Here is a 13,033-nt window from a genome sequence, read left to right on the forward strand (position 1 = left end):
GCCGGGGCGCCCCGGGACGTACGATTCCGGGGATGTTGTCCCGAGTGCGTACGCGATGGTGCCCCCTGCTGGCGGTGCTGCTCGTCGTGCTCGGCGGGTTCTGCGCACCCGCGGTGGCCGCGCAGCCGGCGGCGAAGGTGGCGAAGCCCGCGGCGGCCGTGCAGGCCAAGGAGTCCGCGGGCGCCCCCGGCTGCGGCAAGAGCGGTCGGCAGGACGCCGGTCAGGGCCCCGCGGCCCCGGCGCGCTCCAGTTCTGCGTACGAACTGCTTCCGGCCCTCCACCAGGCCCATGCCGCGTCCGGTGCCTGGGGCGCCGACCAGGCGGTGCTGTCCCTCACACCGGAGCGCGGTCCGCCGCCGCTCGCGCCGCTGTCGCCGATAGATCTCTCGATCCTGCGCGTGTAGATGCCCCTGCCCGGGCCCCTACATCGACGTATCCAGGAATGAGAGAGAACTCCCTGATGCCCAAGAACAACAACAAAAAGAAGAACATCGCCATCGGCGCGGGTGTCGCCGTCGCCGCCCTGCTGCTCGGCGTCGCCTCCTACACCGCGACCAAGCCCGACGAGCCCTCATCGGTCACCGCCAAGGAGGAGCCCGCGGCGGGCGTCTCGGCCGACCCGCAGGCCGGGGTCTACCCGGAGCTTGCGAAGCTGGCCCGCCGCGAGGCCAAGGACCCGCTGGCGCAGGGCCGCGCGGACGCGCCCGTCGTGATGATCGAGTACGCCGACTTCAAGTGCGGCTACTGCGGGAAGTTCGCCCGCGACACCGAGCCCGGCCTGGTGAAGAAGTACGTCGACGAGGGCACCCTGCGCATCGAGTGGCGCAACTTCCCGATCTTCGGCGAGGACTCCGAGCGGGCCGCGCGGGGCGCGTGGGCCGCGGGGAAGCAGGGCCGCTTCTGGCAGTTCCACAAGGCGGCGTACGCGGAGGGCTCGAAGGAGCAGGGCTTCGGCGATGACCGGCTGGAGGAGCTGGCGCGCGAGGCCGGCGTCAAGGACGTCGACCGCTTCTCGGACGACGTGCACAGCGCTGCCGCCACGGCCGCCGTGAAGAAGGACCAGGAGGAGGCGTACGGCCTGGGGGCCACGTCCACCCCGTCCTTCCTGATCAACGGGCGGCCCATTTCCGGCGCCCAGCCGGACGAGGTCTTCGACCAGGCGATCGAGCAGGCGGCGAAGAGCGCGAAGGCGGGCAAGAAGTGACCGCCGATGTGGGGTACTTCGCGGCGTTCCTTGGCGGTCTCCTCGCCCTGGTCAGCCCGTGCAGCGCGCTGCTCCTGCCGGCCTTCTTCGCGTACTCGATCGACTCGACCTCACGGCTCCTCGCGCGCACCGGCATCTTCTACGCCGGGCTCGCGACGACGCTCGTGCCGCTGGGGGCCGCCGGGTCGGTCGCCGGGCGGTTCTTCTTCGGGCACCGCGATCAGCTGGTCCTGTTCGCGGGGTGGCTGATCATCGCGCTCGGGGTGCTGCAGATCGTGGGGATGGGGTTCGCCTCGCGGCGGATGGCGGAGCTCTCGGGCCGGATCCGGCCGACGACGGCGCTCTCCGTGTACGCGCTGGGTGCGGTGTACGGGCTCGCGGGGTTCTGCGCGGGCCCGATCCTGGGCAGCGTCCTGACGGTGGCGGCGGTCAGCGGCAGCCCGGTCTACGGCGGGCTGCTGCTCGCCGTCTACGCCCTTGGCATGGCCGTGCCGCTGTTCCTGCTCGCGCTGCTCTGGGAGCGGTTCGACCTGGGGCGGCGGCGGTGGCTGCGGGGACGCGCCTTCCGGCTCGGCCGCTTCGAACTGCACACGACCTCGCTCCTGTCGGGCCTCTTCTTCGTGGCCCTCGGGGCGCTCTTCCTCGCCTACGACGGGACCACGGCGCTGCCGGGCCTCCTCGACGTGGACGACTCGTTCGCGGTGGAGCGTTGGGCCGGAGGAGTGGGCAGGGCGGTGCCGGACTCCGTGCTGATTGCGGGGGTGGTGGTCCTGGTCGCCCTGCTCTTCGCGGCACGGGCCTGGCGGGGGCGTGCCGCGGCGAAGGAGGAGGCCGAGCGGGGGTAGCCCCCCGGCCAGGGAACGGCGAAGGCCCCGTCCACTGGACGGGGCCTTCGGGGAAGTGGCTGGGGCCGGGATCGAACCGGCGACCTATCGCTTTTCAGGCGATCGCTCGTACCAACTGAGCTACCCAGCCACGCAGTTCGAGAAGAACTGCAAGCGGTCCTGACGGGATTTGAACCCGCGGCCTCCACCTTGACAGGGTGGCGAGCACTCCAAACTGCTCCACAGGACCAAGCGTTGTGCGAGCACTAGTCTCGCACAAGGTGTTGCGTGCCCCCAACGGGATTCGAACCCGTGCTACCGCCTTGAAAGGGCGGCGTCCTGGGCCACTAGACGATGAGGGCTAAGGGCCCACCTGGGCGCTTTGCAGCGCGTCGGGGACGTGAGAAGCATATGGGATGCGGGGAGCTATCGCCAAAACGGTTATCGGGGGGCCGGGGAACCGCTCCCAGGAGAGCGGTCCGGAGGGGGCGGCGACGGCGTCGCGCCCGGCTGGTTCTCCTTGGGGAGATGGCGGCTGACCTCCGCCTTCGTCAGCCCGAGGCCGCCCAGTCTGATCTCGTCCCAGGCCTGCAGACGGCGGGTGTCGCGGTCCAGGTAGAGGACCGATGCCTCGACCGGGTCGGGGTACTTGCCCTCCACCGCCCGCAGCCCGCTGCCACCCGTCGAGCCTTCGATGCGCAGCCGCGTGCCGCCCTCCATGACCTCCATCTCCTGGTGGTGGACATGGCCGGCCAGGACCAGCGGCACCTCGCCGTCCGTCTCGCGCGCCGCGTCCGGGTTGTGGGCGATGGCCACGTCGACGGGCGTGCCCGCCGCCTTCTGGTCGCGCAGGGCCGACGCGAGGCGGATGCCCGCCATCACCTCGACGGGCTTGCCCTCGGCCGCGACCGAGCGGTCGGGGGTGTACTGCGGATCGCCTGTCCCGGCGAACCGCAGGCCCGCGACCGAGACCGCCCGGCCCTCGTCCAGGACGTGCACGTTCTTCATGCCCTGCAGATAGCGCTGTGTGGTGCGCGAATCGTGGTTGCCGCGGACCCAGACGTAGGGGGCTCCCAAGTCCTCGATCGGGTCCAGGAAGGCGTTCTCCGCCGCGCTGCCGTGGTCCATCGTGTCGCCGGAATCGACGATGACATTGATCTCGTACTGCTCGACGAGCGAGGCGATGATCTTCCAGCTCGCGGGGTTCAGGTGGATGTCCGAGACGTGCAGGACCCGGATCGTGGTGGGGTCCGGCTGGTACGCGGGGAGCGTCGACGTCACGTCGTACAGCTTCGTCACGTTGGTGACCAGGCGCGCCAACTCCTGTTGGTAGACGTCGAATTCGCTCACGATGCTGCGGGCGTTGCCGACCACGGAAGGCGCGCTGCTGAGCAGGCCGGAGAACTTCGGCTCAAGGACCGACTTGGGGTTCCATGTCGCGTACGCCGCCGTGCCCGACGCCGCGAGCAGGGCAAGGGCCAGACCGCCCGCCGCCAGTGCGCGGCGCGGTCGGCGGTAGACGGCGAGGCCCAGGGCGGTGGCGCCCGAGACGACGGCGGCGCAGGAGCGTACGGCCAGATCGAGGGCCCCGTGCTCGACGTCCCGCGCCACCTCGTCCTGGAGCCCGGAGATCCGCTCGGGGTGGTCGACCAGGGCCTGGGAGCGCACCGGGTCGAGGCGGTCGACGTCCACGTCGAGGCGAATGGGCGCGACGTGCGAGCGCAGTTCGAGGGCGCCCAGCGGCGACACGTCGATCTTTGTGCCGCCGGTCGCCGAAGGGCGCAGCGTCATCCGGGTGTCCATCGGGCCCACGGGCACGTGCACGCTGCCCACGATCAGCAGTCCGAGCCATGCGCCGAGCACGACGACCGCGACCAGGCCGATGGCGCGGCCGTACGGGTGCGGAGGGCTGATCAGTTCGCCGACCGGGTGCGTGTGGCGAGCGCGGTAGTGGCGCACGAGGGCGGCGGGCGCCCTTCGTATGCCCTTGATCCTTTTCATCCCCTGCATGACGACTGTGACGTCGCGGGTCATTGGTCCCGTATGCCCACGGCGGCGGGTGGCCATGCGGGACCGTGGCCGACAATGGGTGATGTGCTGGAGATGACGCGGGAAGAGTTCGAGGAACTGGTCGCCGAGGCGCTCGACCGGATTCCGCCGGAGTTGACGCGGTTGATGGACAACGTGGCGGTGTTCGTGGAGGACGAACCGCCAACCGAGGATCCCGAGCTGCTCGGGCTCTACGAGGGAACTCCGCTGACCGACCGGGGCGAGTGGTACGCGGGAGTGCTGCCCGACCGCATCACCATCTACCGGGGGCCGACACTCCGGATGTGTGAGTCGCGCGAGGACGTGGTGGCGGAGACGGAGATCACCGTGGTGCACGAGGTCGCTCATCACTTCGGGATCGACGACGAGCGGCTGCACGCCCTCGGCTACGGCTGACGGGACGGCGGCGCGGTCCGTGTCCTCTTGTGGGGCAGGGGAGTTGGGCAGGGCGTCCCGATTTCCAGCGCCTCGGAGGTGCTCGGCCGTGCGCCAGTTGTACGTTCCTGTCAGGTGGGCCGCGGCAGCGGTGGCCGTCGTGGCGACCGCGGGCTGTATGAGCATCGGTGACGACGGGCGAGATGCGCCGGGGCCCGCGCGTTCCGCGGGGCAGCGTGACGGGGCGGCGGCCCCGGACGGCGGGGGAGCCTCGCCGGGCAGCGGCTCGGCCGGCGGTGGCTCCGGCGGCGGGCACGGCGACGCCAAGGGCAACGGGCAGGGGAAGTGGGCGGGCAAGGGCACGGGGCGGGACGCCGGCGCGGGTGATGCCGCGTCGGGCAGCGCGGCCCCGGCCTCCGCCTCCGCGTCCGGGAGCGCCGCCGCCACCGCGTCGCCGACGAAGGGCGGCGGGCCGAGCCCCACCCAGCCCAAGCCGCCGAAGCCGTCCCCCACGCCGACGCCGACCCCGCCGAAGCCCTCCCCCACGCCGACGCCCACGCCGCCCACCCCGGAGCCCTCCTCCTCGGCGCACGAGGAGCCCAAGCAGGACACCCAGCTCGGGCAGCGGTCGACGGAGCCGGTGTCGCGGGAGCCCTCTCCGGAGGCCGGGCCCGCGTAGACCGGCGTACTCCGGAGGTGGATCGACGTAGATCGGCCGCTGGCCGAAACCCGCTTCGTCGCAGGTGAGCCGGGCTGTGTGGCCTTGAATCGAAGGTGCCCCGGACAGCTCGGTTTGCCTTATGGGGTGGTGGGTGCGTATGGTGGTAGATCGTTTGATCCCATTTGCCCGGCGCCGACACAGAAGAGCGCCGCGTGGCGCGTACTCTCCCTTGCCGTGGCTGACCGCATAGAGGCGGTCCATTGCGAAATCACGGAGTTGACGGGCGCGTGCCGAGACTCCGGAAGGTTTCGCATTTCGCATGTCCATTTTCAGTTCTGACCACGCCGTCCTGCCCGAGAACGAGACGGTCGAGGCTGTCGAGGCCGTCGAGAACGACGCCGTAGAGGCCGTCGCCGAGGCCGTCGAGATCGTCGAGGCCGCCGAGGCCGAGGACGTCACCGAGGTCACCACCGACGCCGAAGCCGAAGCCGTCGAGGCCGACGCCGACGCCGAGCCCGAGATCACCTTCGGCGACCTCGGTCTGCCCGACGGTGTCGTCCGCAAGCTCGCGCGCAACGGCGTGCACACCCCCTTCCCGATCCAGGCCGCGACCATCCCGGACGCCCTGGCCGGCAAGGACATCCTGGGCCGCGGCCGCACCGGCTCCGGCAAGACCCTCTCCTTCGGTCTGCCGATGCTGGCCCAGCTGGCCGAGGGCCACACCGAGAAGAAGAAGCCCCGCGGCGTCATCCTGACCCCGACCCGCGAGCTGGCGATGCAGGTCGCCGACGCCCTCCAGCCCTACGGCGACGTCCTCGGCCTGAAGATGAAGGTCGTCTGCGGCGGTACGTCCATGGGCAACCAGATCTACGCCCTTGAGCGCGGTGTCGACATCCTCGTCGCCACGCCGGGCCGTCTGCGCGACATCATCAACCGCGGCGCCTGCTCGCTCGAGAACACCCAGATCGCGGTGCTCGACGAGGCCGACCAGATGTCCGACCTGGGCTTCCTGCCCGAGGTCACCGAGCTGCTCGACCAGGTCCCGGCCGGCGGCCAGCGCATGCTGTTCTCGGCCACGATGGAGAACGAGATCTCCACGCTGGTCAAGCGCTACCTGAACAACCCGGTGACGCACGAGGTCGACAGCGCCCAGGGCAACGTCACGACCATGACGCACCACATCCTGATCGTGAAGCCCCGCGACAAGGCGCCGGTCACCGCCGCGATCGCCGCGCGCAAGGGCCGCACGATCATCTTCGTCCGCACCCAGCTGGGCGCCGACCGCATCGCCGAGCAGCTGCGCGAGTCCGGCGTGAAGGCCGACGCGCTGCACGGCGGCATGACGCAGGGCGCCCGTACGCGGACGCTCGCGGACTTCAAGGACGGCTACGTCAACGCGCTCGTCGCCACCGACGTCGCCGCCCGAGGCATCCACGTCGACGGCATCGACCTGGTCCTGAACGTGGACCCGGCCGGCGACCACAAGGACTACCTGCACCGCTCCGGCCGTACCGCTCGCGCGGGCCGCTCCGGCACGGTCGTCTCGCTGTCCCTGCCGCACCAGCGCCGCCAGATCTTCCGCCTGATGGAGGACGCGGGCGTCGACGCCTCGCGCCACATCATCAACGGTGGCGGCGCCTTCGAGCCGGAGGTCGCCGAGATCACCGGCGCCCGCTCCATGACCGAGGTGCAGGCCGACTCCGCGGGCAACGCGGCGACCCAGGCCGAGCGTGAGGTCAAGGACCTCACCAAGGAGCTGGAGCGCGCCCAGCGCCGCGCGACCGAGCTGCGCGAGGAGGCCGCCCGCCTCACCGCGCGTGCCGCCCGCGAGCGCGGTGAGGACCCGGAGGCCGCGGTGGCCGAGGCCGCCGCCGCTGCCGAGGCCGCCGTCGAGGCCGCTGTCTCGGTGCCCGAGCAGGCCGCCCCGGTGCGGGAGGAGCGTTCCTCCTCGTACGAGAACCGCCGTCCGCAGCGCGACGAGCGCGGCAACTACGAGCGTGAGCGCCGCGACGACCGCGGTGGCCGTTCCTTCGAGCGTCGTGACGACCGCGGTGGCTCCGGCTTCCGTGGCGGCGACCGTCGTGAGGGTGGCTTCCGTGGCGGCGACCGTCGTGAGGGTGGCGACCGTGGTGGGCGTTCCTTCGAGCGTCGTGACGACCGTGGCGGCTCCGGCTTCCGTGGTGGCGACCGCCGTGAAGGCGGCTTCCGTCGCGACGACCGTCCGTCGGGCGACCGCGGTGGCTTCCGCCGTGACGAGCGTCCCTCCGGCGACCGTGGCGGCTTCCGCCGTGACGAGCGTCCGTCGGGCGACCGTGGCGGCTTCCGCCGTGACGAGCGTCCCTCCGGTGACCGTGGCGGCTTCCGTGGCGGCGACCGCCGTGACGACCGTGGCGGCTCCTTCCGCCGTGACGACCGCCCCTCCGGCGGCCACCGCGGCAGCGACCGTCCGTTCAACCGTGACCGCCGCGACGACCGCCCCTCCGGCGGCGCCCGCTCCGGTGGCCACGACCGCCCGGCGTTCAACCGCGACCGCTCCGGCACCGGCACCGGCTCCTTCGGCCGCCGCGACGACAAGCCGCGCTGGAAGCGCAACGGCTGAGTCGTCGGCTGATGCCCGAGTGACTGACTGAACGGCAGCGGGCCCGTCCCTTCGGGGGCGGGCCCGCTGCCGTATGCCAAACGTGACGTGTGTCATGTCCCTGCCGTGGGCAACGCTGCTGCATGACGACCACTGACGGAAAGAACGGCGAACCACCACCCGGCTCCGACGAGGAGCGCCTGGCCGAGCTCGGCTACACCCAAGTGCTCGCGCGCCGCATGTCCGCGTTCTCCAACTACGCGGTCTCCTTCACGATCATCTCGGTCCTCTCCGGCTGCCTCACGATGTACCTGTTCGGGATGAACACCGGCGGCCCGGCCCTGATCACCTGGGGCTGGGTCGGCGTCGGCCTGATGACCCTCTTCGTCGGCCTCGCCATGGCGGAGATCTGCTCCGCGTACCCGACGTCGGCCGGACTCTACTTCTGGGCGCACCGCCTCGCGCCGCCCCGCACGGCGGCCGCCTGGGCGTGGTTCACGGGCTGGTTCAACGTCCTCGGCCAGGTCGCCGTCACCGCGGGCATCGACTTCGGCGCCGCGTCGTTCCTGGGCGCGTACCTGAACCTGCAGTTCGACTTCCAGGTCACCGAGGAGCGCACGATCCTGCTCTTCGCCGCCATCCTCGTACTGCACGGACTCCTGAACACCTTCGGCGTACGCATCGTCGGGCTGCTCAACAGCGTCAGCGTCTGGTGGCACGTCATCGGCGTCGCGGTCATCGTCGGCGCGCTCGCCTTCTCGCCGGACTCGCACCAGTCGGCGTCCTTCGTCTTCACGGAGTTCGTGAACAACACGGGGTGGGGCAGCGGCCTCTACGTCGCCCTCATCGGGCTCCTGATGGCCCAGTACACCTTCACCGGGTACGACGCGTCCGCGCACATGACCGAGGAGACCCACGACGCGTCCACGGCGGGCCCGCGCGGCATCGTCCGCTCCATCTGGACGTCCTGGATCGCGGGCTTCGTGCTGCTGCTCGGCTTCACCTTCGCCATCCAGTCGTACGAGGGTGCGCGGGGGTCGGCCACGGGAGCACCGCCCGCCCAGATCCTGCTCGACGCCCTCGGGGCGACCGCCGGCAAGCTGCTCCTGCTCGTCGTCATCGGCGCGCAGCTCTTCTGCGGCATGGCGTCCGTGACCGCCAACTCCCGCATGATCTATGCCTTCTCGCGGGACGGGGCGCTGCCGTTCTCGCACATCTGGCACACGGTCAACCCGCGTACGCGCACCCCCGTCGCGGCGGTCTGGCTCGCCGCGCTCGGCGCGCTGGTGCTCGGACTTCCGTACCTGATCAACGTCACGGCGTACGCGGCGGTGACCTCGATCGCCGTCATCGGGCTCTACATCGCGTACGTCGTCCCGACCCTCCTGCGGCTGCGCAAGGGCGACCAATTCGAGCGCGGGCCCTGGCACTTGGGCCGCTGGTCGCGCCCGATCGGCATCGTCGCGGTGACCTGGGTCGGTGTGATCACGGTCCTCTTCATGCTCCCGCAGGTCTCACCGGTCACCTGGGAGACCTTCAACTACGCCCCGATCGCGGTCCTGACGGTCCTCGGCTTCGCCGCGACCTGGTGGCTTGCATCGGCCAGGCACTGGTTCCTCAACCCGGACCACGAGCGCACCCTGGCCCGCGAGGCGGCCCGCTCCGGGGCGCCCGCCAAGACCGATCCCTGACCGTCCCGGCCCGCTCGGGGGCCCGGCGCGAAGCTCGCGACGGGCCCAGAGGCGATACCCGATCGGACGACGGGGCCCGTCCCGCTATGCTCGTGGGGTGCGTCGGCACGGACCGTTAGCTCAATTGGCAGAGCAGTGGACTTTTAATCCATTGGTTGTGGGTTCGAGTCCCACACGGTCTACCGAGAGCGGGAGAGGGAAACCCCCTCTGACCTGCTACGGAGCGTCCGGGACCACTTCGGTGGGCTCGGGCGCTTCTTCGTTTTCCGGCTCGTGCGTGAGCGATGCGTGAGCGGACGGGACATCATCAGGGCTCTCGTCAGCGGATACCTCGGCCTTCCGGGCCCGGGGAACGGCTGGAATCACGCATGCCGAGGGAGGCCAGTCTCGCGGCTGTGGCACATCGTGCACAGCGGACGAGCCGAGAGAGCGCGTCCGGATCTTTGACGCCCTTGGCGACCAGGGAACGGCGCGAATCGGGTAAGTGGTCGGCAACCGTCGCCGTGCGCGAACACAGCACGCACCACGGATGGGCGTACAGGTAGCGGGCTCGGATGCGCTGCCACCGTATCCCTTGGCCGTGCCCCTCGCCGCTTCCGCTTCCTTGGTGCGTCGCGCAGCGTCCGTCGGCTCGGGTTGGCTCGGGGCGCCCGGGTACCGAGCACGGGGGGGCTTGGAGGCATGGGCGGCATCTCCAGACGGGGTAGCGCAATCGCGAGGGGGGTGCATTGATCGTTTGAGTTTGACTTTCCTACTAGCCGGTAACCGCTACTGAGCAGGTAGGCGCAAATTCGCCAGGCTGCGCCAGGGTTCGCCGTCTACCCCGCCGCACCGTTCATCGGGTGGGATGAGCCGTCAGTCCCCACAGGGAATCCACGGAGGACACCCATGCCCGGACGGTGTGAGCACCAGCACAAAGCGCGGCCACAACTCGAATTACGCATTGGGGGATTCAGGTTGACCGTTCAACGCATCCCCGTATGGGTATGGGCGGTGCTGACCACTGCGACTAGTAGCGGAGCGGCTTGGTGGGCGGCGCGTTGACTTATGCGGTTCGCCCGCGCTAGCCGGAGAAGTCCTCGCCGCTCTTGGTCAAGTGGCGTTCTCGGCAAACGGGTTGAACGTTGCCGTCCGTGTCCTCGCCCCTGAGCGCAAGCGGCTGAACGTGGTCCACGTCCACCACGTCCGTGAGGACGAGCGAGCCGCACTGGGCACATCGGGCACCACCACGGACACCGACCAGAGCACGGAGCCGAGCGGCCCCCGAGAACACCCCATCCGGAACAGCACGCTCCTGCGTAGCGTCGGCCGCAAACCGCGAAGCAGCCCAGACTCAGTGCACCGAGCCGCCGTCGAACTCCTAGCTAGCCGGCCGTTTCGTTCGGATCAGGCCGTTTCCTAGCCGGGCAGCGAAGCCATACGCAGGCGAAAGCAGCCGCCAACAGCAGGTATGCCCGGTACGTCTCAGCCAAAGCCCGACCCGCTCTCATCGTCACCAGTCGGTCACGGATAGCGTTGCTTCGCTCGAGTTAACCCTCACCTCACCGGAGACAACAGTGACTCGCTCGACCCGGCGCGTGGCGGCCGCGCTCACGGCCTCCGCCGCCCTGTTGCTGACCGCCTGCGGCGGATCGGACGACAGCAAGGACAACGACAAGATCGCCGGCGCTGAGGCGGGCAGCGAGAAGCCGGCATCGCCGTCACCGTCCGCGTCGGCGGACGGGATCGACCGGCCGGAGATCAAGCTGCCATCTGACGTGAAGCTCACCTTCACTCCAGAACGGGCGGGGGATTCCGTCAAGGACGCCGTCTTGAGGGACAACGCGGACATGATTCGCGCGCTCAACATGGCCATCGTGGCTGGAGATCCTCAGCTGCCTGCCCTGGAGTTCTACACCGAGGGCGAGGGTGCTGTGGCCGCCCGGGACTGGGCGAAGTCGTTCAAGGATGCGGGCTGGACCGTCACCGGGACGGTGCGCTATTTCGACCGGAACGTGAAGGTCAAGTCCAAGGACAGCGCGGCGATCGGATACTGCGCCGATGAGAGCAAGGGCTTCAGCAGAGACGTCAAGACGGACGAGATCAAGCGGACGAAGGTGACGAAGGACAGCTACGTCGCCTACAGCGCTCAGCTCAGGAAGAACAAGCAGGGGGTCTGGGAACTCATGAAGATGGCATCCACCCGCGGTGCGACGGGCTGCCAGCCGTGAGTCGGCTCCTCCGTACCGCCGCGATCGCTGCCGTAGCGGGAGCGGCCTGGCTGTGCGCGGCGCCTGCCGCCGTCGCCGACCAGAAGCCTCCCGGAGGAGGAGGCTCATTCGGTGGCGGGCCGGGAAGCGACACCAGCGTCTCCGGCGATGCCAGCGGTCCCGCCCTCTCGGCGTCGGCCAAGGGGATCGTCTACGACTTCTCGAAGAACGGAAAGGGCAGCTCCGCCGGTCCCGTCGCTTCGTCTTCCGCAACGTGGACTCCCCCTGCCTGCTACTACGCTCCCAAGTACACCCCGAAGTCACTTGAGAGTTACATGCGGTACCAGTGGATGGGCACATCGACCACCGAAGAGTGGGACAAGGAGACGCAGGGCCGGTACGTCGACAAGGGCGGCGACTCCGACAAGGACTTCAACAAGGACAAAGCCGGCAAGGGGCATTGGTGGGGTGCCTTCGTGACCGAGGGGCGAGAGGCTGACCCCGCGGCGCAGGACTGCGACAAGATCCCCTTCTGGGTCGACAAGGGGGACCCACCTCCCGCTGACGCTCCGCAGGCCGTCACCCCGGAAATCCTCGCGCAGCTCGCCTACTCCGAGATTCGTGTTCCCGGTACGAAGGTCGAATTGAAGCCGCAGAACAAGTCGACGGTGAATCTGCCGACGTGGGCGTGGCTGGAGAAGGCAGAGTTCAAGCCAGTGTCGGTCACCGCCTCCGTTCCCGGGCTCGGGATCGAAGCGACTAGCACAGCCGAGCCCGCCGCACTCAAGATCGAACCGGGGACGCCAGACGCTGAACTGCACCCGGCCTCCGGACAGTGCCCGATCGAGGGCGGCCGCATCGGCGTGCCATACAGCAAGGGCAACAGTGGCGACACCCCTCCGTGTGGCGTGACGTACTTGCGGGCGTCCGGCGACGATGCGTATCAGCTCAAGGCCACCGTCACCTGGAAGATCCATTGGACGGGAACCGGGGTCGAGGGCGAACAGAAGCTGCCTGATGGCGTGTTCGGCACTGAACAGGACGTCGTCGTGCAGGAGATCCAGTCCATCAACCGCTGACCGAGGCCGTCGGCCACTCGGCACACCACGCACGGAACTATCTCAACCCACGGGGGTGGGCAGCATGTCGGACCTGAAGAAGGATGCGGAATCCCTGCACAAGGCGGCCTCCGCGCTGGGCAAGGTGGATCACCACACTCGCAAGCCGCTCCATGATTTCAATGCTGCTTCGCACGACCTGTCCGCGTTCGGGGTGCTGGGCTCGCTGATGAGCGCCAAGGACGACATTCAGGACGGCATGGACACCATCGCCAAGCTCACCAAGAACCTGCACAAGGAGTGGGAGGCCGAGGCGAAGTTCCTGGGCGATGTCTCCGACGCCTTCGACCTGTTGGACGTCCTGCTGACGGCCGCGGCCCGCGCCAAGAAGGGCTGAGCTGTAC

12 protein-coding genes and 4 tRNA genes are annotated in these 13,033 nt (G+C 69.7%); 11 read left to right on the forward strand and 5 right to left on the reverse strand.

Annotated features, from left to right (window positions below; genetic code table 11):
• Window positions 1-32: 32 nt before the first annotated feature.
• Genes AB0G47_RS32755 through AB0G47_RS32765 form a run of 3 tightly spaced genes read left to right on the forward strand, consistent with a single transcriptional unit; the run spans window position 33 to window position 2,049 of the window.
• On the forward strand, window positions 33-404 hold the full coding sequence (locus tag AB0G47_RS32755) for a hypothetical protein (protein ID WP_360777384.1): 372 nt from the start codon (window positions 33-35) through the stop codon (window positions 402-404).
• Between the two features lie 38 nt (window positions 405-442).
• Window positions 443-1,204 (forward strand): thioredoxin domain-containing protein, encoded by a 762-nt coding sequence (locus AB0G47_RS32760; RefSeq protein WP_360777385.1) that lies wholly within the window; start codon window positions 443-445, stop codon window positions 1,202-1,204.
• Window positions 1,201-2,049, forward strand: coding sequence for a cytochrome c biogenesis CcdA family protein (locus tag AB0G47_RS32765; protein WP_360777387.1), 849 nt, complete (start codon window positions 1,201-1,203; stop codon window positions 2,047-2,049). The genes AB0G47_RS32760 and AB0G47_RS32765 overlap by 4 nt, the downstream gene beginning before the upstream one ends.
• Window positions 2,050-2,105: 56 nt before the next feature.
• Here AB0G47_RS32765 and AB0G47_RS32770 read toward each other — a convergent pair.
• The 4 genes from AB0G47_RS32770 to AB0G47_RS32785 all read right to left on the reverse strand — a co-directional run bounded on the left by AB0G47_RS32770 (window position 2,106) and on the right by AB0G47_RS32785 (window position 4,038).
• A tRNA-Phe gene (locus AB0G47_RS32770) sits at window positions 2,106-2,179 on the reverse strand.
• A 24-nt stretch (window positions 2,180-2,203) separates the two neighbouring features.
• Window positions 2,204-2,278, reverse strand: a tRNA-Asp gene (locus AB0G47_RS32775).
• Between the two features lie 39 nt (window positions 2,279-2,317).
• Window positions 2,318-2,390: transfer RNA gene (locus tag AB0G47_RS32780), tRNA-Glu, on the reverse strand.
• Window positions 2,391-2,469: 79 nt separating this feature from the next.
• A complete protein-coding gene (locus AB0G47_RS32785) occupies window positions 2,470-4,038 on the reverse strand; it encodes a metallophosphoesterase (protein ID WP_360777389.1) in 1,569 nt (522 codons plus the stop codon).
• Between the two features lie 84 nt (window positions 4,039-4,122).
• On the opposite strand from AB0G47_RS32785, the gene AB0G47_RS32790 reads away from it, so the two are divergent.
• The 5 genes from AB0G47_RS32790 to AB0G47_RS32810 all read left to right on the forward strand — a co-directional run bounded on the left by AB0G47_RS32790 (window position 4,123) and on the right by AB0G47_RS32810 (window position 9,564).
• Window positions 4,123-4,473, forward strand: coding sequence for a metallopeptidase family protein (locus AB0G47_RS32790; protein ID WP_360777391.1), 351 nt, complete (start codon window positions 4,123-4,125; stop codon window positions 4,471-4,473).
• Between the two features lie 88 nt (window positions 4,474-4,561).
• On the forward strand, window positions 4,562-5,131 hold the full coding sequence (locus AB0G47_RS32795) for a hypothetical protein (protein ID WP_360777393.1): 570 nt from the start codon (window positions 4,562-4,564) through the stop codon (window positions 5,129-5,131).
• Between the two features lie 301 nt (window positions 5,132-5,432).
• On the forward strand, window positions 5,433-7,712 hold the full coding sequence (locus tag AB0G47_RS32800) for a DEAD/DEAH box helicase (protein ID WP_360777395.1): 2,280 nt from the start codon (window positions 5,433-5,435) through the stop codon (window positions 7,710-7,712).
• 122 nt (window positions 7,713-7,834) lie between these two features.
• The gene (locus AB0G47_RS32805; protein ID WP_360777397.1) at window positions 7,835-9,382 is read left to right on the forward strand and encodes an amino acid permease; all 1,548 of its coding nucleotides are present in this window, start codon (window positions 7,835-7,837) and stop codon (window positions 9,380-9,382) included.
• Between the two features lie 109 nt (window positions 9,383-9,491).
• A tRNA-Lys gene (locus AB0G47_RS32810) sits at window positions 9,492-9,564 on the forward strand.
• Window positions 9,565-10,445: 881 nt separating this feature from the next.
• Here the strand turns inward: AB0G47_RS32810 and AB0G47_RS32815 are convergent.
• Complete coding sequence (locus tag AB0G47_RS32815) at window positions 10,446-10,655, reverse strand: HNH endonuclease signature motif containing protein (protein ID WP_360777399.1); 210 nt, start codon at window positions 10,653-10,655, stop codon at window positions 10,446-10,448.
• Window positions 10,656-10,938: 283 nt separating this feature from the next.
• Here AB0G47_RS32815 and AB0G47_RS32820 point away from each other — a divergent pair, with 283 nt between their 5' ends.
• The 3 genes from AB0G47_RS32820 (at window position 10,939) to AB0G47_RS32830 (ending at window position 13,026) form a co-directional block, all read left to right on the forward strand.
• Window positions 10,939-11,592: a hypothetical protein gene (locus AB0G47_RS32820; protein ID WP_360777401.1), complete on the forward strand. Its 654-nt coding sequence runs from the start codon at window positions 10,939-10,941 to the stop codon at window positions 11,590-11,592.
• On the forward strand, window positions 11,580-12,650 hold the full coding sequence (locus tag AB0G47_RS32825; protein WP_360777462.1) for a hypothetical protein: 1,071 nt from the start codon (window positions 11,580-11,582) through the stop codon (window positions 12,648-12,650). Before AB0G47_RS32820 ends, AB0G47_RS32825 begins: the two co-directional genes overlap by 13 nt.
• 64 nt (window positions 12,651-12,714) lie before the next feature.
• Window positions 12,715-13,026 carry a hypothetical protein gene (locus tag AB0G47_RS32830; RefSeq protein WP_360777403.1) on the forward strand — a complete coding sequence of 104 codons (312 nt, stop codon included), beginning with the start codon at window positions 12,715-12,717 and terminating at the stop codon, window positions 13,024-13,026.
• Window positions 13,027-13,033 lie beyond the last annotated feature (7 nt).

The organism is Streptomyces sp. NPDC021622, assembly GCF_040640795.1.
Lineage (GTDB): Bacteria > Actinomycetota > Actinomycetes > Streptomycetales > Streptomycetaceae > Streptomyces.

Bases quoted from the DNA above. Each gene is read 5' to 3' on its own strand.
- AB0G47_RS32785 (WP_360777389.1), bottom strand. From the start codon at position 4,038: ATGCAGGGGATGAAAAGGATCAAGGGCATACGAAGGGCGCCCGCCGCC.
- AB0G47_RS32800 (WP_360777395.1), top strand. From the start codon at position 5,433: ATGTCCATTTTCAGTTCTGACCACGCCGTCCTGCCCGAGAACGAGACG.
- AB0G47_RS32760 (WP_360777385.1), top strand. From the start codon at position 443: ATGAGAGAGAACTCCCTGATGCCCAAGAACAACAACAAAAAGAAGAAC.
- AB0G47_RS32755 (WP_360777384.1), top strand. From the start codon at position 33: ATGTTGTCCCGAGTGCGTACGCGATGGTGCCCCCTGCTGGCGGTGCTG.
- AB0G47_RS32805 (WP_360777397.1), top strand. From the start codon at position 7,835: ATGACGACCACTGACGGAAAGAACGGCGAACCACCACCCGGCTCCGAC.
- AB0G47_RS32830 (WP_360777403.1), top strand. From the start codon at position 12,715: ATGTCGGACCTGAAGAAGGATGCGGAATCCCTGCACAAGGCGGCCTCC.